Consider the following 19474-nt stretch of genomic DNA (forward strand, 5'->3'; position numbering starts at 1 on the left):
GCCTGGCCGCCCTGGTCCACCTCTTCATCGGCCACGCCATCGCCAACAGCCTCCACCGGCGCTGAGCACGAGGGTCTTCGCCCGCGGCCGCCGGGGCGCGGCTGCCCCGGCGGCCGCGTCCCCGGTCAGACCCGGGTGCAGCAATCGGGGTCGAGGCCCTTCGGGAGGCGGTCGCCGCTGAAGACCGCGCAGGTGGCCTCGTGACCACCGAGCGCGGCGACGGCCAGCAGCAGTGAACCGGCCGTCCAGGCGGTCAGCTCGACCGGCCAGATCGCCTCGTCGTCGAAGACGTACCCCGTCCAGTACAGGCCGGTCTCCGGATCGCGCAGGTGCTGAATGGACTGGAGCACCTCCAGCGCGCGGTCGGACTCGCCCATCACCCAGAGGGCCAGGGCGAGTTCGGCCGACTCACCGCCGGTCACCCATGGGTTGGGGACCACGCAGCGCACTCCGAGCCCGGGGACGACGAAGCGGTCCCAGCCCTCCTCGATCCGGCCCTTGGCCTCGGCGTCGGTGAGGGCGCCGCCCAGTACGGGGTAGTACCAGTCCATGGAGTAGCGGTCCTTGTCGAGGAACCGCTCCGGGTGGTGCCGGATCGCATGCCGGAGCGCGCCGGCCGCCAACTCCCAGTCCGGTTGCGGCTCTTCCCGCTGCTCGGCGATGGCGAGGGCGCAGCGCAGCGCCTGGTGGACGGAGGAGCAGCCGGTGAGCAGCGCGTCCGTGGTGGGCGTGCCGTCGTCGTCGCGCCGCCAGCCGATCTGCCCGCCGGGCTGCTGGAGCCGCAGCACCCACTCCACGGCCGCGTACACGGTGGGCCACAGGCGGTCCAGGAAGGTGTCGTCGCCGGTGGAGAGGTAGTGGTGCCAGACGCCGACGGCGATGTAGGCGACGAAGTTGGTCTCCCTCCCCCGGTCGGTGACGTCGTCGGGGTCGCCGTCGGCGTACGCCGCGTACCAGGATCCGTCCGCCAACTGGTGTCTGGCCAGCCACCGATAGGCCTGTTCGGCGGCCTCGTGGGCGCCCGCGGCGTCCAGGGCCATCGCGGCCTCGACGTGGTCCCACGGGTCGAGGTGGTGGCCCCTGAACCACGGGATCGCCCCGTCCTCACGCTGCACGGCGAGGATGCCGGCGACGGTCTCGGCGGCCTGCTCGACGGTGAGGACCCCGGGCAGGACGAGGTGTTCTGTCCGGGGGATCGTCACGGGGTGGCCGCCCCGGCCTCGGCAGCCGTCACGGTGTCCGTACCCGTACCCGTACCCGTACCCGTACCCATGCCCGTACCGGCCTCGGCCCCGGCGCGCGGCAGGTGCGGCTTGGTCGCGTACGCCACGAAGCTCTTGCCCATCACCGGGTTCAGGGTCCGCTCCGCGAGGCGGGTCGCCAGCGGCTTCTTCATGATGTCCCAGACCAGCAGCTTGTGGTACGCCCGTACCGGCAGCGCCTTGTCGTTGTCCACGCCGAAGGCGCACTTCAGCCACCAGTACGGCGAGTGCAGCGCGTGCGCGTGGTGGGTGCCGTAGGGGCGCAGGCCGGCCTCGCGCATCCTTGCCAGCAGCTGGTCGGCCTTGTAGATGCGGATGTGGCCGCCCTCGACCTCGTGGTAGGCGTCGGACAGGGTCCAGCACACCTTCTCGGGGCCGTAGCGCGGCACGGTGACCGCGATGCGGCCGCCGGGCCTGAGCACGCGGACCATCTCGGCGAGGACGCCCTTGTCGTCGGGGATGTGCTCCATGACCTCGGAGATGATCACGACGTCGAAGGACTCGTCGGGGAAGGGCAGGGCGAGGGCATCGCCCTCCATCGCGGTGGCGGTGGCCCCGGCGGGCGCCTCCCCGGCCTCCTTCATCGCGGCGAACCACTGGGCGACCTCGCGGATCTCCTCGGCGTTCTGGTCCAGCGCCACGACCTGCGCCCCGCGCCGGTAGCACTCGAACGCGTGCCGGCCGGCACCGCATCCGAGGTCCAGGACACGGTCGCCCGGGGCGAGCGGGAACCGGGAGAAGTCGACGGTCAGCACGTGGCCCTGCTTTCACGAGGGGAGGTGACGGGTTCTTCTGCGGCGGGCGTCCGGACCGCCCCGGGGCCGGCGGCGTCCTCGGCGGCCGGACCGGCCGCCACGGGCGCCGGGTCGGCCGCGGTAACGGGAGCGGGAGCGGCGACGACAGGGTCGGCCGCTGCGGCCCGGGCGCGGGCCATCGCCTCGCGGTAGCGGGCCACCGTGCCCTCGGCCGCGCGGGCCCAGGTGAAGTGCCGCAGCACCCGTTCCCGTCCGGCGGCGCCGAGCCGCGCGCGCAGCTCCGGGTCGGCGAGCAGCCGGTTCAGCCCGGCGGCCAGCGCTTCCGCGTCGCCGGGCGGGACGGCCAGACAGGTCTCGCCGTCGCGGCCGGCGACCTCCGGGATCGCGCCGCCGGTCGTGGCGAGCAGCGGGGTGCCGGTGGCCATGGCCTCGGCGGCCGGCAGCGAGAAGCCCTCGTACAGCGACGGTACGCAGGCGACCTGGGCGGAGCGCACGAGATCGACCAGTTCCGCGTCCGAGATGCCCTTGACGAACTCGACGGCGTCGCCGAGCCCGTACCGCTCCATCGCCTGCGCGACGGGCCCCTTGGCGGGGCGCGTGCCGACGACGACGAGGTGTGCCTCGGGCTGTTCGACGCGGACCTTGGCCAGCGCCTCGACGAGGAAGACCAGTCCCTTGAGCGGCACGTCCGCGCTGGACGTCGTCACGATCCGGCCCGGTACGACGGGCACCGACGGGTCCGGCGAGAACAGGTCGGTGTCGGCGCCGATGTGGACGACGTGGATGCGGTCCCGGCGTACGCCCAGGTGACCGACGATCTCGTCGCGGGAGGTGCCGGAGACGGTGAGCACGGAGGGCAGACGGCGGGCGACCCGCTTCTGCATCCTGGTGAACGCGTACCAGCGGCGCACCGAGGCGCGCCGGCGCCTGCTCTCCGCCGCGTCCAGGTCCAACTGCCGGTCGACGGTGATGGGGTGGTGGATCGTGGTCACCAGGGGCGCGCCGACGTCGCCGAGCAGGCCGTAGCCGAGCGTCTGGTTGTCGTGGATGACGTCGAAGTCGCCGCGCCGGGCCCGCAGATGGCGGCGGGCACGCAGGGAGAAGGTCAGCGGTTCGGGGAAACCGCCGGTCCACATGGTGCCGACCTCGAGCGCGTCGATCCAGTCGCGGTACTCGCCGCGGCCCGGGGTACGGAAGGGATCCGGCTGGCGGTAGAGGTCGAGGCTGGGCAGCTCGGTCAGGCTCAGCCCGTCGTAGCCCTCGTCGAGGACGGGGTAGGGCTGGGCGCCGACGACCTCGACCTGGTGTCCGAGGCGGGCGAGCTCGCGGGAGAGGTGACGGACGTAGACACCCTGTCCGCCGCAGAACGGGTTCCCCTTGTAGGTGAGGAGCGCTATGCGGAGCGGTCGCGAGTCGTCGACGGGGGCACCTCCCTGCGCGAGCGCAGTCGAGACCGCGGGGGAGGACCCCTGCGAGAGCCCGGTCTGACTGGCCTCAGCGGTCACTCTGGGCCCCCTTCTCCCTGCGCGGTCCCGCGACTGTACGTCGGGACGCTAATCTAGAACAAGTTTCAGAGTTGATCGTTCGGAGGCTCCGAATCTACCGGCAGGTAAGGACGCGGCGAGCAGTGGATCAGGTGATTCACGCCACGGCGGGATGCGTGCCATGCTGTCCGATCACCAACCCTCACCGACGGTCACGGAATGGGGCCCATGCCCGCGGAAGCCCACAGGGACAAGGCGGCCGAGGCGGCGGAACCGGACGAACCTGCCACGGCGGACAAGGCGGCGACGATGGAAGCCGGCACCACTCGCACCTCCCCTGCCTCACCCCTGACCGAGCGCCAGGAGGCGCGCAGGCGGCGCATCCTGCACGCGAGCGCCCAGCTGGCCGGCCGGGGCGGCTTCGACGCGGTGCAGATGCGCGAGGTCGCGGAATCCTCCCAGGTGGCGCTGGGCACGCTGTACCGGTACTTCCCGTCCAAGATCCATCTGCTGGTCGCCACGATGCAGGCCCAGCTCGAACACATGCACGCCACCCTGCGGAAGAAGCCGCCGACGGGCGCGACGGCCGGTGAACGGGTCGCGGAGACCCTGATGCGGGCCTTCCGCGCCCTGCAGCGCGAGCCCCGGCTGGCCGACGCGATGGTGCGCGCCCTGACGTTCGCGGACCGCAGCGTGAGTCCGGAGGTCGACCAGGTCTCCCGCCAGACGACGGCGATCATCCTGGACTCGATGGGTCTCGACGACCCCACGCCGGACCAGCTCTCGGCGGTCCGCGTCATCGAGCACACCTGGCACTCGGTGCTCATCACCTGGCTGTCGGGGCGCGCCTCCATCGCCCAGGTCAAGATCGACATAGAGACGGCGTGCCGCCTGATCGACCTGGCGGCACCTGCGTCACCATCGAAGGATTCCGACTGACGAAGTCGAAACTTTCGAACACTCCCCACGCAATCGCCCCTCCCTCTTCACTCCTGTCATCCTTCGGCCATAAGCAACCCAGTTACGCGTGAACGGTTGACCACCCCTCCGTTCATTCATATCGTCTGCGCTGCCATTCGGAGTTCATCCCGAAACATTCGAACCCGCAGGGCGAGCTTCGGGCACCTCGGCACAGAGCACGGCAGCAGACGATCCCCGCCATCCGCACCACTACGGCACCCCCACCGGAGAAGAGATGACATGCGCATGATCAAATTAGGAGTCCGAGAGATGAGGGCCAAGGCGACCAGAGGCCCCCTGGCCGTCGCCGCGACCGCGCTGCTCACCGTGACCGCGCTCGTGGCGCTCCCCCAGAGCACCGCGCACGCCGCCGACACCCTGGGCTCGGCGGCGGCCGAGAAGGGCCGCTACTTCGGTGCCGCGGTCGCCGCGAACCGCCTGGGCGAGGCCCAGTACGCCGCCACGCTCAACACCGAGTTCAACTCGGTGACGCCCGAGAACGAGATGAAGTGGGACGCCCTCGAGCCCAGCCGCGGCTCGTTCGGCTTCGGCAACGCCGACAGGATCGTGGACCACGCCCGGAGCCGGGGCAAGTCGGTGCGCGGGCACACCCTGGTGTGGCACTCCCAGCTGCCCGGCTGGGTCTCCGGCCTCGGCGCCACCGACCTGCGGTCGGCGATGAACAACCACATCACCCAGGTCATGACGCACTACCGGGGCGCGATCCACTCCTGGGACGTGGTCAACGAGGCGTTCCAGGACGGAAGCAGCGGCGCCCGGCGCAGCTCGCCCTTCCAGGACAAGCTCGGCAACGGCTTCATCGAGGAGGCCTTCCGCACGGCCCGCGCGGCCGACCCGAACGCCAAACTCTGCTACAACGACTACAACACCGACGGCGTCAACGCGAAGAGCAACGCCGTCTACAACCTCGTTCGGGACTTCAAGTCCCGTGGGGTGCCCATCGACTGCGTCGGCTTCCAGTCCCACTTCAACAGCGCGTCGCCGGTGCCCTCCGACTACCGGGCCAACCTCCAGCGCTTCGCCGACCTCGGCGTGGACGTGCAGATCACCGAGTTGGACATCGAGGGCTCGGGCACGACCCAGGCCACCCACTACGGCAATGTCGTCACCGCCTGCCTCGCGGTGTCCCGATGCACCGGCATCACGGTGTGGGGCATCCCGGACAAGTACTCGTGGCGGTCGAGCGGAACGCCCCTGCTGTTCGACGACAACTACACCAAGAAGCCCGCCTACCACGCCGTCCTGAGCGCGCTCGGCGGCTCCGCCGGCGGTGGCGGCGACCCCGGCACCCCCGGCGCGGCCTGCACCGCCGCCTACACCACGACGGAGGACTGGGGCGGTGCCTACAACGGCAAGGTGACCATCACCGCGGGCAGTTCGCCGATCAACGCGTGGAGCGTCAACGTCACCATGACGCCCCCGCAGAAGGTCTCCACGGTCTGGAACGGCTCACCCACCTGGGACACCAGCGGCAACGTCATGACGGTGCGGTCCAGTTGGAACGGCACGCTCGCGGCCGGAGCCTCGACGACCTTCGGCTTCACGGTGACGAGGAACGGCGGCTCGACGGCGCCACCCCAGCTCGGCCCTTGCACAGCCTCCTGAGCGGAGCCCCGGCTCCGGCGGCCCAGGTACCGGCCCGCACCCGTCGACGGGTGCGGGCCGGTGACGTACGCGGCCGTGCGGGCCGGTGACGTACGCGGTGGTGTGAGCGGTGACCTGCGCGGCCACGTGACCTTGGCCACCCGCTTCAAGCCACTCCTGGCCGCTTTCTTACGGGCGGGTAGAGTGGCGACGTCGTCATCACACCCGTACGGGGGGAAGCCGGTGCAACTCCGGCGCTGACCCGCAACCGTGAGCCGTCCACCGTGACGGTGAGCCGGAATGCCCCGGACGGATCGTGACCGGCTCACGCGTCCGGCGGTCCGCCGGTGCGCGGCACCGTCGAGGTATGCGGAGCCGAGCCGCCGGGGTGTCCCGTGCTGCCCGGCTCCCCCGCAGGGAGAGGCACCCGCCGATCATGAACGTCCGCAGCAGCGCAGCGGTTCTGGCCGCCGTCGCCGTGATCGGCGCCGCCGCACCGGCCGCCGCCGACTCGTCCCCGTCCCCCTCGCCGTCCCGGCAGGCCCTGCCCTCCGCCCTGTACGGCAAGAGCGACCCGCAGTACGACGGCGTGTGGCGCCAGTCGCTGGCCCTGCTCGCCCAGCACACGGTGGGTGCCGAGCCGCCGAAGGCGGCCGTCGACTGGCTGACCGGCCAGCAGTGTGCCGACGGCTCCTTCGCCCCGTTCCGCGCCGACACCGGTACGCCGTGCGACGCCAAGACCATGGTCGACACCAACCAGACCGCCGCCGCCGTGCAGGCCCTCGCCGCGCTCGGCGGGCACGACGCCGTCACCGGCAAGGCCGTCGACTGGCTGAAGTCCGTACAGAACAAGGACGGCGGCTGGGGCTACACGGCGGACGGGGCCAGTGACGCCAACTCCACGTCCGTCGTCGTCGGCGCGCTCGCCGCCGCGGGCGAGAAGCCGGCCGAGGTGGTCAAGGACGGCAAGTCCCCCTACGACGCCCTGCTGAAGCTGGCACTGCCGTGCGACACCCGGGGCGACGGCGCGGGTGCCTTCGCCTTCCAGCCGGACAAGAAGGGCGAACTGGTCGCCAACGCCGACGCCACCGCGGCCGGCGTGGCCGGCTCCCTCGGCGCGGGCCTGGTGGTCGAGCCGGGCAAGGGCAAGGGCAAGGCGGCGGACGCCGCGTGCGAGAAGGCCACGACGCCCGAGCAGGCCGCCGCCAACGGTGCCGCCCACCTCACGGACGCGCTCGCCGCGGACGGTCACCTCGTCTCCTCGCTCCCCGGCGCCGAGGACCAGCCCGACTACGGCAACACCGCCGACGCGGTGGTCGCGCTCGCGGCGCAGGGTGCCACCGAGCCGGCCGCGAAGTCCGCGGCCTGGCTGGAGAAGAACGCCGCCGACTGGGCCGCCCAGAGCGGTCCCGCCGCCTACGCCCAGCTGATCTTCGCCGCCCATGCCACGGGCACCGACCCGCGCGCCTTCGGCGGCACCGACCTGGTGAAGCAGCTGACCGCCGCCGGGCCCGCCGCACAGGCGGCCGACACCTCCGGTGAGAAGAACGGGCAGGAGCAGAAGGACGAGAAGGAGAAGGACGACTCGGGCTCCTCTTCCGACGTCTGGTGGGCCGTCGGGAGCTGCCTCGTCGCCGGTATCGGCATCGGCTTCCTGGTGAGCGGCCGGAACAAGAGGCGGAAGCCGTGATCCGTCGGTCCCGCCGGACCGGCCGGGCCGCCGTACTGTTCCTGGCCGCGCTCCTGCCCCTGTCGGCGGGCGCGGGCCAGGCGCAGGCCGCCGGCTACCGGTACTGGTCGTTCTGGGACCTCGACGGCGACAGGTGGACGTACGCCACCCAGGGCCCGTCCGTCGCCCGCCCCGCCGACGGCGACGTCCAGGGCTTCCGCTTCGCCGTCAGCGAAGAGTCCGACGACTCGTCACAGCCCCGGGGCGCCGCCGACTTCGCCGGCATCTGCGCGCAGACCCCCGCGAAGGACGGCAGCAAGCGGGTCGCCCTCGTCATCGACTTCGGTACGGCCGAGGACGCCCCGTCCGGCGAGACCCCGCCCGCGAACCGCACCGCCTGCGCCCGGGTCGCCCCGGACGCCAGCACCGCCGAGGCCCTGGCCTCCGTCGCCGAACCCCTGCGCTACGACAACAGCGCCCTGCTGTGCGCCATCGCCGGATACCCGCAGCGCGGGTGCGGGGAGCAGGTGTCGGGGACGGGCACGGAGTCCGGCACGGGCGCCTCGGCGCCTGGGCAGGAGACCGGGGACGGCTCCGGGGAGGCCGGTTCCCCTGCCTCCCCGGCGTCCTCGGCGTCCGAGGAGGCCGGGGACGCCGGGGACTCCGGTGGTCCGTCCCTCGGTCTCTTCGCCGGGATCGCCGTGGTGGCGCTGCTCGGGGCGGCGGTCTCCCGGCAGATACGCCGTCGTGGCTGAGCCCGGCGGCGGCCGGCCACGGGAGCGCACTGCCCCCGCCCCCGCCCTCCGTCGCCGGCAGGGCACCCCCCTGCACCCCGGCGCCTGGTGGCTGTGGGCGCTGGCTCTCGGTGTCGCCGCCACCCGCACCACCAACCCCCTGCTGCTCGCCCTCCTGGTCATGGTCTCCGCGTACGTCGTGGCCACCCGCCGGCCGAACGCCCCCTGGGCCCGCGCGTACGGCGCGTTCGTCAAGCTGGCGCTGGCCGTGATCGTCATCCGGCTGCTCTTCGCGATCGTCCTCGGCTCCCCCATCCCCGGTACGCACATCCTCCTCGACCTGCCCGAAGTCCCGCTCCCCGACTGGGCGCAGGGCATCCGTCTGGGCGGCCGGGTCACGGCCGAGGCGCTCACGTTCGCCCTGTACGACGGCATGAAGCTGGCCACGCTGCTCATCTGCGTCGGCGCCGCGAACGCCCTCGCCAACCCGTCCCGCCTGCTGAAGTCCCTGCCCGGCGCGCTGTACGAGATGGGTGTGGCCGTGGTCGTGGCGCTGACCTTCGCGCCGAGTCTGATCACGGACGTCCAGCGGCTGCGCGCCGCCCGTCGGCTGCGGGGCCGTCCCGACCGCGGGGTCCGGGGTCTGCTCCAGGTCGGACTCCCGGTGCTGGAGGGCGCGTTGGAGCGTTCGGTCGCGCTCGCCGCCGCGATGGACGCCCGCGGGTACGGCCGTACGGCACAGGTCCCGGCCGGGGTCCGCCGTACCACCGCCGTCCTCACCCTCGGCGGGCTGCTCGGCGTCTGCGCGGGTACGTACGGGCTGCTCACCGCCGAAGGCGCCGCGTACGGTGTCCCCGTGCTCCTCGCCGGTCTGGCCGCCGCGCTCGCGGGGCTGTGGCTGGGCGGGCGGCGCTCCCTGCGCACCCGTTACCGGCCCGACCGCTGGGACGCCCGCGCCTGGCTGGTCGCCGGCTGTGGCGCGGCGGTCGCGGCGCTGCTGGCCCTCGCCTCCGTACGCGACCCGGCGGCCCTGCACCCCGGCGTGGTGCCGCTGGTCGCGCCCACGCTGCCCCTGTGGCCGGCGGTGGCCGTACTCATCGGCCTGCTCCCCGCCTTCGTCACCCCCGCCCCCGAGGACACCGGCAAGGAGCCGTCGTGATCCGCTTCGAGAACGTCTCCGTGACGTACGACGGCGCCCCCGAACCCTCCGTGCGGGGCGTCGACTTCGAGGTCCCCGAGGGTGAACTCGTCTTGCTCGCCGGGCCGTCCGGGGTCGGCAAGTCCACGGTGCTGGGCGCGGTCAGCGGCCTCGTCCCGCACTTCACGGGCGGCACCCTGCGCGGCAGGGTCACGGTGGCCGGCCGCGACACCCGCACCCACAAGCCACGCGAACTCGCCGACGTGGTGGGGACGGTGGGCCAGGACCCGCTGTCGCACTTCGTGACGGACCTCGTCGAGGACGAACTCGCCTACGGCATGGAGTCGTTGGGACTTCCCCCGGACGTGATGCGCCGCCGCGTCGAGGAGACCCTGGACCTGCTGGGCCTGGCCGACCTGCGTGACCGCCCCATCTCCACGCTCTCCGGCGGCCAGCAGCAGCGCGTCGCCATCGGCTCGGTCCTCACCCCGCATCCCCGGGTGCTGGTCCTCGACGAGCCGACGTCCGCGCTGGACCCGGCGGCGGCCGAGGAGGTCCTCGCGGTGCTCCAGCGGCTCGTCCACGATCTCGGCACCACCGTCCTCATGGCCGAGCACCGCCTGGAACGCGTCGTCCAGTACGCCGACCGGGTGGCGCTGCTGCCGGGACCGGGCGAGCCCCCGCTGCTCGGGACCCCGGCGGAGGTGATGGCGGTGTCCCCGGTGTTCCCGCCGGTGGTGGCCCTGGGCCGGCTCGCCGGCTGGTCCCCGCTCCCGCTGACCGTACGCGACGCCCGCCGTCGCGCGACCCCCCTGCGCGAGCGCCTCGCAAAGGCGGAAGCGGCAACCGCGACGGCGAGGGCAGCCGCGACGACCGCACCGGCCCCCGCCCGGAAACCCCTGGCCGCCCCCACCACTTCCACCCCCCGCAGGACCCCTCTCTCCCTGTTCACCCGCAAGCGGCCGGGCACAGCCACGGCCTCTCCTTCCGCTCCCGCCCCCGCCCACGTGGCCGAGGTCCGCGCCCTGGCCGTCCGTCGCGGCAGCGTCCGGGCGCTGCGCCACATCGATCTGACGGTCGCCCCCGGCGAGACGGTCGCGCTCATGGGCCGCAACGGCGCCGGCAAGTCCACGCTGCTCGGCGCGCTGGTCGGGCTCGTGGAACCGTCCGCCGGTTCGGTCCGCACCGGTGACGCCGTGCCGCACCGCACCCGCCCCCGCGACCTGGTCCGCCGGGTGGGACTCGTCCCGCAGGAGCCGCGGGACCTGCTGTACGCGGACACGGTTGCCGCGGAGTGCGCCGCCGCCGACCGGGACGCGGAGGCGGAGCCGGGCACCTGCCGCGCCCTGCTGTCGGAGCTGCTGCCCGGCATCGCGGACGGCACCCACCCGCGCGACCTGTCCGAGGGCCAGCGTCTGACCCTCGCCCTGGCGGTCGTCCTCACCGCCCGCCCGCCGCTGCTCCTGCTCGACGAGCCGACCCGCGGCCTGGACTACGCGGCGAAGGCCCGTCTGGTGACCGTCCTGCGCGGGCTGGCCGCCGAGGGCCACGCGATCGTCCTGGCCACGCACGACGTGGAGCTGGCGGCGGAACTCGCCCACCGGGTCGTCCTCCTCGCCGAGGGCGAGGTCATCGCCGACGGTCCGGCGGCCGACGTGGTCGTCGCGTCGCCGTCCTTCGCCCCGCAGGTGGCGAAGATCCTGGCCCCGCAGCACTGGCTCACGGTCTCCCAGGTCCGGGAGGCCCTGTCATGACGCCCGCTCCCACCCCGGCCACGGACCAGGCCACCACAGCCACCGCCCCCACCGGCAAGGCCACCGGCACCCAGCGCCAGGCGCGGGCCGTCCGCCTGGGCCCGCGTTCGCTGGTGGCGCTGGCCCTGGTGAGCGCGGTGGGCGTGGCCGCCTTCGGCTGGCCCTTCCTGGCCCCGCCCGCCTCCGCCCTCAACGCCCACGCGCAGGACGCGCCGTGGCTCTTCGCGGGCCTGCTCGTGCTGCTGGTCGGGGTGGTGGCGGCGACGATCTCGGAGTCGGGCCTGGGTCCGAAGGCGGTCGCGATGCTGGGCGTGCTGGCGGCGGCGGGGGCGGCGCTGCGCCCCATCGGCGCGGGGACGGCCGGTCTGGAACCCATGTTCTTCCTGATGGTCCTCAGCGGCCGGGTCCTCGGGCCGGGTTTCGGCTTCGTGCTCGGCTCGGTGACGATGTTCGCGTCCGCGCTGCTCACCGGCGGGGTGGGCCCGTGGCTCCCGTTCCAGATGCTGTCAATGGGCTGGTTCACGATGGGCGCGGGCCTGCTCCCGGGCCCGGACCGGCTGCGGGGCCGGGCGGAGCTGTGCGTGCTCGCCGTCTACGGCTTCCTGGCGGCCTTCGCCTACGGCACGATGATGAACATGGCGGGCTGGCCCTTCATGGCCGCCCTGGCCTCGAACATCTCCTTCGACCCGGACGCGTCGGTCCCCGCCAACCTGGCCCGTTTCCTGGCGTACTGCCTGGCCACGTCCCTCGGCTGGGACCTGGGCCGGGCCCTGCTCACCGTCGTCCTGGCCCTGACCCTGGGCCCCCCGGTGCTCCGCGCCCTGCGCCGCGCCACCCGCAGGGCGGCTTTCGAGACGCCGGTCACTTTCACCGGGCACCCTGAGTGACGCCGCGCGCGTCGACAGTGACGGAACTGACGGCCCGTCGTGAGACGCCCCACATGACCCGGCTCACATACGAAGCGGGGTCGTAGCCCCGGAGGCCTCCTCCGCACCCGCGCCCACCCGCCCCGAGCTGCGCAGATGACCACCGACCCCAGGACGGCACTTCCCCCGAAATGCGACCGCGAATAGTAAAAGGGACCTTTGCGGACAAACCTCGAAACCTGCTTCTGTGGAGCAGTCGCCAGGCGCCGACGTGCCCCACCCGGGCCCCGGCGCCGACGTATGCCCCGCCCCCACACACCACCGGGTGTTCCGGGGGCCGGACCTACGACGACCGCCCTGCAGCCGAAGAAAGGTTTCTACGTGACCGCCGCTTCCCTCCTCCGCACCATCGCCACTCCGAAGAAGGCCCTCGCCGGTGCCGCCATCGCCGCCGCGGCCTGCGGCTCGCTGATCGCCGCCGCCCCCGCGCAGGCCGCCACCACGGGCTCGGGCTCGGCCCAGGCGACCGCGCAGGCGATGGTCGGCGACTCCGCGCAGTACCAGTGCTTCTCGAACATCGTCCACCACGAGAGCGGTTGGAACCACACCGCCACCAACCCCTCCAGCGGCGCCTACGGCCTGGTCCAGGCCCTGCCCGCCACCAAGATGGCCTCGGCCGGCTCCGACTGGAAGACCAACCCCACCACCCAGCTCTCGTGGGGCCTCGACTACATGAACGAGCGCTACGGCAGCCCGTGCGCCGCCTGGGACTTCTGGCAGTCCAACAGCTGGTACTGACCGACCCGGCACCAGCCCTCGCATCACCCCGGCACCACCCGCACCACCCCGCATACCGAAAGCGGCGGCCCCCAGATCCCCGGGGCCGCCGCTTTCGCCATGCGCGGCCGAGCCCTCACCGCCGAGCCCTCACCGCTCGAGATCGAGCACCGGCACACCACGCCCCTTGTACGCCTTCGCCTCGACGGTGGCCACGAGGGAGTCGGCCCCCCACTCGGGCAGATGCCGTGCCGCGTGAATCGCCGCTCCCACTCCCGGCGGCACCCCGTCCCGCTCCATCCGGGCGACCGCCAGCGCCGCCGGATAGTCCAGATCGACCGTGTGGACGACCTCCAACTGCCCCACGTGCTCGGCGATCCCCAGACGTTCCCGGTCGGCCTCCAGGACCGACAACGTGGGCACCCACAGGCGCGTGTCGGTCTCGAAGTGAGCGCGGTGGACGAGCGCGGACACCTGCCGGTTCCCCGACAGTGCCAGGAGGGTCGGCGCGTCGAGGACGAGATGGTGCAGGATCACGCGGCGGCCTCGCCCTGCTGCCGGGCGAACGCCTCCCGGAGCCTGCGTCCCATCGCCGCACTCTCCTCGTCCCCCACCTCGACACCGAAGTGCTCGGCAAGGTACGCCCGCGTCCGCTCGGCCCGTTCCCGACGCTCCTCGTCGGTCAGCGTCGACTCCGCGTACTCCTGCACGAGCGTACGGATCGACGTCCCCCGGGACTCCGCAATCACCGCCAACCGGTCCCGCACCTCGGCGGGAACCCGAATCATCGCATCAGCCATGAGGGGAGTCTACGCCCCCGTATACAGCGCCGCGCTCCTCATGACCGACCGGTCGCGCGGGAACCTGTTTCCGGGCCGGTTCCTCCTGTGCGGGGGCGGGGCCCGGCAGCTTGACCTCCGCGGCCTCGGGCCCCGGCGCGGTGCCGGTGACGGCGGCGGACACCGTCCGGGCCCGCGGTCCCTGGAAGAGGTACGTCAGGCCGAAACCGGCCACGACGACGAGGGCGCCGCCCGCCGCGTCCAGCATCCAGTGGTTGCCGGTGGCGACGATCGCGGCGACGGTGAACAGGGGGTGGAGCAGGCCGAGCGCCTTCATCCACATCCTGGGCGCGATGATCGCGATGACCACGCCGCACCACAGGGACCAGCCGAAGTGCAGGGACGGCATCGCCGCGTACTGGTTGGTGAGGGCGGTGAGGGTGCCGTAGTCCGGCTTGGAGAAGTCCTGCACGCCGTGCACGGTGTCGATGATCCCGAGGTTCGGCATCAGGCGCGGCGGGGCCAGCGGGTAGAGCCAGAAGCCGGCCAGGGCCAGCAGTGTGGTGAAGCCGAGGCTCGCGCGCGCCCAGCGGTAGTCGACAGGGCGCCGCCAGTACAGCAGGCCGAGGACCGTGAGCGGGACGGCGAAGTGGAAGGACGTGTAGTAGAAGTCGAAGAAGTGCCGCAGCCAGTCGATCCGCACGACGGCGTGGTTGACCGCGTGCTCGATGTCCAGGTGGAGCACGCGCTCGAGGTCGAGGATCTGGTGGGCGTGCTCCTCCGCGCGGGCCCGCCCCTGCGTGTTGCTGCCGCCGGTCGCCGCGAGCCGCACCTTGGAGTACGCGGCGTAGGTGACGCGGATCAGCAGCAGTTCCAGCAGCAGATTGGGGCGGGTCACGACCCGGCGCAGGAACGGCAGCAGCGGGACGCGCCCGAAGCGGGTGGGGACGGGCTCGGCGTACCGAGTCGGGACGGGCGTCCGGAAGTACGGCGAGGTGTGCGACAGGAACGGGACCACCGTGGCGGCGGCGAGGGCGGCGAGCAGGACGGCGTTGTCCCGGACGGGGTACAGGAACGGCATCTCCGGCAGGATCATCTGGGCCGGCAGCGTCATCACCAGGACGACGGCGACGGGCCACACCAGCCGGTCGGAGGCGCGTCTGCCGACCGTGCCGACGACGGTGAGCAGCGCCCACAGCAGTTGGTGCTGCCACGCGGCCGGGGAGACGACGATGGCGGCGCAGCCGGTGATCGCGACGGCGAGCAGCAGCTGGCCGTCGTGGGCGTAGCGCACCGCGCGGCGCAGGCCGAGGGTGACGACGGCCGCGCCGAGCAGCAGGAAGAGGCCGATCTCCAGGGGGCCCTCGGCTCCCAGGCGGAGCAGGGCGCCGTGCAGGGACTGGTTGGCGAGGCCGTCGGCCCGGCCGCCGAGTCCGACGCCCGCCAGGTGGTGCACCCAGTAGGTGTACGAGTCCTGGGGCATCGCGGCCCAGGCGAGCGCGGTGCCCGCGGCGAAGGTGATGCCGGACGTGGCGGCGGCCCGGCGGCGGCCGGTGGACCAGAGCAGCGGGGCGAAGAGCAGCAGGGTCGGTTGGAGGGCGGCGGCGACACCGATCAGGATGCCGCCGGCCCGCTGCCCGCGGGCGACGAAGCAGCCCAGCAGGACGAGGAGGACCGGGATGATGCTGGTCTGTCCGAGCCAGAGGGTGTTGCGCACGGGCAGGGACAGCATGAGCAGGCTGATCGCGACCGGCGCGGCCAGCGGCGCGGCGCGGCGGCCGACCGGCTGGGGCAGGGCGCGGGCGGCGATCAGGCCGAGCGCGACGACCAGCAGCAGCGTGCCGAAGGTCCAGCCCCAGCCGAGCGCCTGTTCAGCCGATCGGGTGAGGGGTTTGAGGACGAGCCCGCCGAACGGCGTACCGGTGAAACGGGTCGACTCGTAGAGCGAGCCGCTGACCTGCAGCACGCCGTCGTGTCCGAACCAGGTCTCGAGGTCCGTGAGCCGCTCCCCGCGCGGGGTGGTCAGGACGGCCGCGACCTGGCGTACGGCGAGGACCGCGGCGAGCAGCCACAGTCCGAGCCGCACCGTGTGCAGGCGTGATCCGGTACCGCCGGCGGCCGTGGTTCCGAAGGCCTTCGCCGTTCGCCCCCTGTGTTCCGCGTTTGCCACGCCTCGTCGGCCTCCCGCCCCATTGATCCCACGCGTCCCGCGCGTGAGGGTCACTGCGCGAACCCTATGAGGCTCGCGCCGCCCCCGGAAGAGACGCAGGCAACCCCTGTTCACCTGACGTCCGTCCCGCTTTGGTCCCGCTTTGGTCCCGCTTTGGTCCGGATGACGATAGACGGAGGAGGACAGGTTGCCCGCCGGGATGCGAGAGGGATCACAGGGGAGGCCGAAGACGTACCTTCACCGGGGTGACCGGAGGGGACGAACCAGCCGGGTCCCACTGACGGGTCGCATGAAGAACGAGATCGCATGAAGAACGAGCTGAAGAACGAAGGTGTGCGCACATGAACGAGTCACGACTGTGGCACCAGGTGGACGACTACTTCGCCACCCTCTTCGCGCCCGACGACGAAGCCCTGACGGCCGCCCTGCGGGACAGCGAGGCCGCCGGCCTCCCGCCCATCGCCGTCACCCCCGCCCTGGGCAAGCTCCTCCACCTCCTCGCCCGGGTGCAGGGCGCCCGGCGCATCCTGGAGATCGGCACCCTCGGCGGCTACAGCACGATCTGGCTGGCCCGTGCCCTCCCGGCCGACGGGCGGCTGATCTCCCTGGAGTACGACCCGTGGCACGCCGAGGTCGCCACCGGCAACATCGCCCGCGCGGGCCTGGACAAGCTCGTCGAGGTACGCGTGGGTCCGGCGCTGGAGTCGCTGCCCCGGCTGGCCGACGAGCACCCGCCCCCGTTCGACCTGGTCTTCATCGACGCCGACAAGGTCAACAACCCGCACTACCTGGAGTGGGCCCTGAAGCTCACCCGCGCGGGCAGCATCATCGTCCTCGACAACGTCGTCCGGGGCGGCCGGGTGATCGACCGGGACAGCACCGACCCGGACGTGGTGGGCACCCGTGCCGCCCTCGAGCTGATCGCCGGCCATCCGAGGCTGAGCGGGACGGCGGTCCAGACGGTCGGCGCCAAGGAGTACGACGGCTTCGCCCTGGCGCGGGTGCTGGAGTGAGCCGGTGTGCCCGTGCGGTGCCGGCCGGCCTCACACCTCGTGGTAGAAGCCCACGTTGACGCTGCGCGGGGCCGAGCGGTCCAGGATGACGACCTCGCCGTTGCCGCCCCGGGGCAGGGCGACGCTGCCGCCGTAGGCGACCGGGTGGGCCTGGTCCCCGATGGTCAGCCGGACCTCGGAGGACGGCTCGGGGAGCGAACCGCGCAGCCAGCTCAGGTACCAGGTGCCGTCCTGGGCGCACTGGAACTCCAGGTGGACCCGGGACACGAACAGCCAGTCGTCCGGCGTGGAGAGCCGGCACACCGACCTGTCCCGGCCCACCCGCAGCACAGCGCCCGGCTCGGTCGGCGCGTCGGCCATGAGCATGCCGGCCGTGGCTCCCGATTCCGCCGACGACACGGTGGCCATGGTGAGTTCGAGCACGTGCGCTCCTCCTGGGACGTTCTGGCGGACCGGCGGTACCGGCCCGACGGCGGCCACAACGGCCTGGTGCGGCGGCCGGAACGGCTCGCTGTCGCCGCATGATAAAACGCCCGGCTCCCTCCCGTCCGTCCGGCGGGCACAATGGCCCCATGACCGAGCGAAAGCCGCCGGACGTCGATTTCGAAACGTGGGTGGACAAGCAGATCCGTGACGCCGAGGCGCGCGGGGACTTCTCGCGGCTGCCGGGGGCGGGCAAGCCCCTGCCGCCCGACCTGGAGTCCCCGTACGACGAGATGTGGTGGGTCAAGCGGAAGCTGGCCCGCGAGGGCTGCTCGGTGCTGCCGCCGACGCTGGCCCTGCGCAAGGAGGCCGAGGACGCCTTGGAGGCGGCCTACGCGGCCCCCTCGGAGCGGATCGTCCGGAGGATCCTCACGGAGATCAACGTCAAGATCCGCGACATGATGTACAAGCCGCCGCCCGGCCCCCCGCTGGGCAAAAAACCGTACGACGTCGAGGACGTCGTACGGCAGTGGCGGGAGCGCCGGGCGGGGGCCGAGGGGCCGGAGCGCCGGGGCACCTGACGGCCGGCCCCGGCGCGGAGCCGGTCAGGCGCGCAGGAGCCGTTCCGCCAGTTCGCGGTAGTCCCGCAGGGCCAGGCGCAGTTGCTCGGTGCCGGTCTCGGCGGCGCTCGGGCCCGCGCCGGCGTCCTCGGTCTGCCAGGACCGGCGCAGGGTACGGCGCCGCTCGGTCACCGCGTCCGTGAAGCGGGCGGCGAGTTCCTCCAGCACGTGATCGGCCTCCGCGACGGAGTCCCGCGGGGCGTCCACGAAACCGGTCACGGCGTGCTGCAACTGCGCGGAGAGCTGGTCGCCTTCGTCGAGCGGAAGCAGACCGGGGCCGTACGCGGCGCCGGGGACGCGGTCACCGTCGTGGCGGTCGTCCAGGGGCGTGTACGGGTCCGGCGTGCCGCCGGTCCGCGAGCGGTCGGCGGTCGGGGAGCCGGCGCCGTCGCGGGCGGGCAGCACCGTGCCGGTGTCCTCGCGGAGGTCCGGTGCGCCGGCTCGGGCGCCCTTCTCGTAGGCGTCACGGCGGGGGTCCCCGTGGACGTCCTCGTGGATGTCCTGGTGAACGTCCCCGTGGGTGTCCTCGCGGACGTTCCCGTGGACTCCGTCACGGGTCCCGGGGACGGTCGCGCGGGTGGTGGTGCGGGGCCCCTCGGCCAGCGGTTCGTCGCCGGGGCGCCGGGTCGTGTCGGTCATCTCGCTCAGCTCTCCTTCGCCTGTCGCCGGTGGAGCAATGAGGGCGTGTGGGGGCGGCCGCGTTCGGCCGTCCTCGCGCGGTGGTCGTCCGGGTCGCCACGGTGGCCGTCCGGGCCGCCGCGATGGTCTCCGCCGTCGTGATGGTCTCCGCCGTCGTGACGGGACGGCCGCACCAGATCGTCGAAGAGGGCGCGGGCCTCGACCATGGCCTCGCGCATCTCCTCGGTGCCCGCGCCGCCTTCGTGCCCGCCGTTCACGCGGGCCTGCGCGACCCGGTGCACCCGGCGGTAGCCGTCGACGTGGTGGGCGTGGTGCACGGACAGTGCGGCGAGCTGCTCCTCGTACTGTCCGCCGTCGGGGTAGCCCCGGGCGGCGGCGAGGTCGGCGAGCAGCCGGTCCGCCTCGGCGACGGCGTCCCGCGGCGAGTCGACGAACCGCTCCTGCGCGGCCGTCCAGTCCGCCTCGTACCTCTCCCGTTCGGCGGTACCCAGCGGTCGTGCCCGCAGGTCGCCGTGGAGCTTCACGCGCTGGGCCAGTTCACGTTCGGCGGCCTCCGCGTCCCCGTCGTGCCGGGCGACCGCCCGGTCGTACTCGGGTCCGAAGCGCCGCTTCAGGTGCGTGCCGTGGCGTGGACCACGGGCGCGCAGGGTCAGTACGGCCGCCGCGACGACAACGACCGCCACGATCACGATCAAGGCAATGATCAGGCCAGTGGACATGGATGCCTTCCGGTTCGTCGGCCAACCGGCACTTCCCGCGCGCCGGTTCTCCATGCGGGTTGCCCAAAGACCCGCCCGCAAACAGGGGTTGCGCGCGCGGTGCCGGA

At 73.0% G+C, this 19474-nt stretch carries 19 protein-coding genes and 1 riboswitch; of the genes, 10 read left to right on the forward strand and 9 right to left on the reverse strand.

The features are described from left to right. Nucleotides 1–125: 125 nt before the first annotated feature. From ACFP2V_RS17040 to ACFP2V_RS17050, 3 genes are read right to left on the reverse strand one after another with little or no spacing between them, the layout of a single operon-like run. Nucleotides 126–1202: a prenyltransferase gene (locus ACFP2V_RS17040; RefSeq protein ID WP_381212446.1), complete on the reverse strand. Its 1077-nt coding sequence runs from the start codon at nt 1200–1202 to the stop codon at nt 126–128. Beyond that, on the reverse strand, nt 1199–2017 hold the full coding sequence (locus ACFP2V_RS17045) for a class I SAM-dependent methyltransferase (protein WP_381212449.1): 819 nt from the start codon (nt 2015–2017) through the stop codon (nt 1199–1201). The genes ACFP2V_RS17040 and ACFP2V_RS17045 overlap by 4 nt, the downstream gene beginning before the upstream one ends. Next, nucleotides 2011–3522, reverse strand: coding sequence for a glycosyltransferase family 4 protein (locus ACFP2V_RS17050; RefSeq protein WP_381212451.1), 1512 nt, complete (start codon nt 3520–3522; stop codon nt 2011–2013). Before ACFP2V_RS17050 ends, ACFP2V_RS17045 begins: the two co-directional genes overlap by 7 nt. 207 nt (nt 3523–3729) lie before the next feature. Between ACFP2V_RS17050 and ACFP2V_RS17055 the strand changes: the two genes are divergently transcribed. From ACFP2V_RS17055 to ACFP2V_RS17090, 8 genes are all read left to right on the forward strand, one after another. Then, on the forward strand, nt 3730–4440 hold the full coding sequence (locus ACFP2V_RS17055) for a TetR family transcriptional regulator (RefSeq protein WP_381212454.1): 711 nt from the start codon (nt 3730–3732) through the stop codon (nt 4438–4440). 291 nt (nt 4441–4731) lie between these two features. Continuing rightward, complete coding sequence (locus tag ACFP2V_RS17060; protein ID WP_381212457.1) at nt 4732–6087, forward strand: glycoside hydrolase family 10 protein; 1356 nt, start codon at nt 4732–4734, stop codon at nt 6085–6087. A gap of 212 nt (nt 6088–6299) precedes the next feature. Next, nucleotides 6300–6372: riboswitch (cobalamin riboswitch) on the forward strand. A 130-nt stretch (nt 6373–6502) separates the two neighbouring features. Next, complete coding sequence (locus ACFP2V_RS17065; RefSeq protein WP_381212460.1) at nt 6503–7756, forward strand: prenyltransferase/squalene oxidase repeat-containing protein; 1254 nt, start codon at nt 6503–6505, stop codon at nt 7754–7756. Beyond that, nucleotides 7753–8490: an SCO2322 family protein gene (locus ACFP2V_RS17070; protein WP_381212463.1), complete on the forward strand. Its 738-nt coding sequence runs from the start codon at nt 7753–7755 to the stop codon at nt 8488–8490. Before ACFP2V_RS17065 ends, ACFP2V_RS17070 begins: the two co-directional genes overlap by 4 nt. Continuing rightward, complete coding sequence (locus tag ACFP2V_RS17075; RefSeq protein ID WP_381212466.1) at nt 8483–9628, forward strand: energy-coupling factor transporter transmembrane component T; 1146 nt, start codon at nt 8483–8485, stop codon at nt 9626–9628. Before ACFP2V_RS17070 ends, ACFP2V_RS17075 begins: the two co-directional genes overlap by 8 nt. Beyond that, nucleotides 9625–11361, forward strand: a complete 1737-nt coding sequence (locus ACFP2V_RS17080; RefSeq protein WP_381212469.1) for an ABC transporter ATP-binding protein — start codon at nt 9625–9627, stop codon at nt 11359–11361. The genes ACFP2V_RS17075 and ACFP2V_RS17080 overlap by 4 nt, the downstream gene beginning before the upstream one ends. Further along, nucleotides 11358–12248, forward strand: coding sequence for an ECF transporter S component (locus ACFP2V_RS17085; RefSeq protein ID WP_381212472.1), 891 nt, complete (start codon nt 11358–11360; stop codon nt 12246–12248). Before ACFP2V_RS17080 ends, ACFP2V_RS17085 begins: the two co-directional genes overlap by 4 nt. 360 nt (nt 12249–12608) lie before the next feature. Further along, entirely contained in the window at nt 12609–13025 is a 417-nt protein-coding gene (locus tag ACFP2V_RS17090; protein ID WP_381212475.1) for an aggregation-promoting factor C-terminal-like domain-containing protein, read from the forward strand. 129 nt (nt 13026–13154) lie between these two features. Here ACFP2V_RS17090 and ACFP2V_RS17095 read toward each other — a convergent pair whose 3' ends face one another. From ACFP2V_RS17095 to ACFP2V_RS17105, 3 genes are read right to left on the reverse strand one after another with little or no spacing between them, the layout of a single operon-like run. After that, the gene (locus tag ACFP2V_RS17095) at nt 13155–13541 is read right to left on the reverse strand and encodes a PIN domain-containing protein (protein WP_381212478.1); all 387 of its coding nucleotides are present in this window, start codon (nt 13539–13541) and stop codon (nt 13155–13157) included. Continuing rightward, nucleotides 13538–13804, reverse strand: a complete 267-nt coding sequence (locus tag ACFP2V_RS17100; protein WP_381212481.1) for a hypothetical protein — start codon at nt 13802–13804, stop codon at nt 13538–13540. The genes ACFP2V_RS17095 and ACFP2V_RS17100 overlap by 4 nt, the downstream gene beginning before the upstream one ends. Further along, on the reverse strand, nt 13797–15953 hold the full coding sequence (locus ACFP2V_RS17105) for a bifunctional glycosyltransferase 87/phosphatase PAP2 family protein (protein WP_381212484.1): 2157 nt from the start codon (nt 15951–15953) through the stop codon (nt 13797–13799). Before ACFP2V_RS17105 ends, ACFP2V_RS17100 begins: the two co-directional genes overlap by 8 nt. A 341-nt stretch (nt 15954–16294) precedes the next feature. Between ACFP2V_RS17105 and ACFP2V_RS17110 the strand changes: the two genes are divergently transcribed. Continuing rightward, on the forward strand, nt 16295–16966 hold the full coding sequence (locus ACFP2V_RS17110) for an O-methyltransferase (protein ID WP_381212487.1): 672 nt from the start codon (nt 16295–16297) through the stop codon (nt 16964–16966). 30 nt (nt 16967–16996) lie between these two features. On the opposite strand, the gene ACFP2V_RS17115 is transcribed toward ACFP2V_RS17110, so the two are convergent. Beyond that, nucleotides 16997–17389 (reverse strand): FHA domain-containing protein, encoded by a 393-nt coding sequence (locus tag ACFP2V_RS17115; RefSeq protein WP_332427157.1) that lies wholly within the window; start codon nt 17387–17389, stop codon nt 16997–16999. A gap of 149 nt (nt 17390–17538) precedes the next feature. On the opposite strand from ACFP2V_RS17115, the gene ACFP2V_RS17120 reads away from it, so the two are divergent. Beyond that, nucleotides 17539–17970, forward strand: a complete 432-nt coding sequence (locus tag ACFP2V_RS17120; RefSeq protein WP_381212490.1) for a DnaJ family domain-containing protein — start codon at nt 17539–17541, stop codon at nt 17968–17970. A gap of 24 nt (nt 17971–17994) precedes the next feature. Here the strand turns inward: ACFP2V_RS17120 and ACFP2V_RS17125 are convergent, their stop codons facing one another. After that, nucleotides 17995–18648 (reverse strand): hypothetical protein, encoded by a 654-nt coding sequence (locus tag ACFP2V_RS17125; protein ID WP_381212493.1) that lies wholly within the window; start codon nt 18646–18648, stop codon nt 17995–17997. Nucleotides 18649–18653: 5 nt separating this feature from the next. After that, on the reverse strand, nt 18654–19367 hold the full coding sequence (locus ACFP2V_RS17130) for a hypothetical protein (protein ID WP_381212496.1): 714 nt from the start codon (nt 19365–19367) through the stop codon (nt 18654–18656). Nucleotides 19368–19474 lie beyond the last annotated feature (107 nt).

The organism is Streptomyces incanus, from assembly GCF_042656345.1.
Lineage (GTDB): Bacteria > Actinomycetota > Actinomycetes > Streptomycetales > Streptomycetaceae > Streptomyces > Streptomyces incanus.

Excerpts from the sequence above, each read along its gene's own strand:
- ACFP2V_RS17060 (WP_381212457.1), top strand. The coding sequence starts at position 4,732 with ATGAGGGCCAAGGCGACCAGAGGCCCCCTGGCCGTCGCCGCGACCGCG.
- ACFP2V_RS17085 (WP_381212472.1), top strand. The coding sequence starts at position 11,358 with ATGACGCCCGCTCCCACCCCGGCCACGGACCAGGCCACCACAGCCACC.
- ACFP2V_RS17130 (WP_381212496.1), bottom strand. The coding sequence starts at position 19,367 with ATGTCCACTGGCCTGATCATTGCCTTGATCGTGATCGTGGCGGTCGTT.
- ACFP2V_RS17110 (WP_381212487.1), top strand. The coding sequence starts at position 16,295 with ATGAACGAGTCACGACTGTGGCACCAGGTGGACGACTACTTCGCCACC.
- ACFP2V_RS17065 (WP_381212460.1), top strand. The coding sequence starts at position 6,503 with ATGAACGTCCGCAGCAGCGCAGCGGTTCTGGCCGCCGTCGCCGTGATC.
- ACFP2V_RS17125 (WP_381212493.1), bottom strand. The coding sequence starts at position 18,648 with ATGACCGACACGACCCGGCGCCCCGGCGACGAACCGCTGGCCGAGGGG.
- ACFP2V_RS17055 (WP_381212454.1), top strand. The coding sequence starts at position 3,730 with ATGCCCGCGGAAGCCCACAGGGACAAGGCGGCCGAGGCGGCGGAACCG.
- ACFP2V_RS17100 (WP_381212481.1), bottom strand. The coding sequence starts at position 13,804 with ATGGCTGATGCGATGATTCGGGTTCCCGCCGAGGTGCGGGACCGGTTG.
- ACFP2V_RS17120 (WP_381212490.1), top strand. The coding sequence starts at position 17,539 with ATGACCGAGCGAAAGCCGCCGGACGTCGATTTCGAAACGTGGGTGGAC.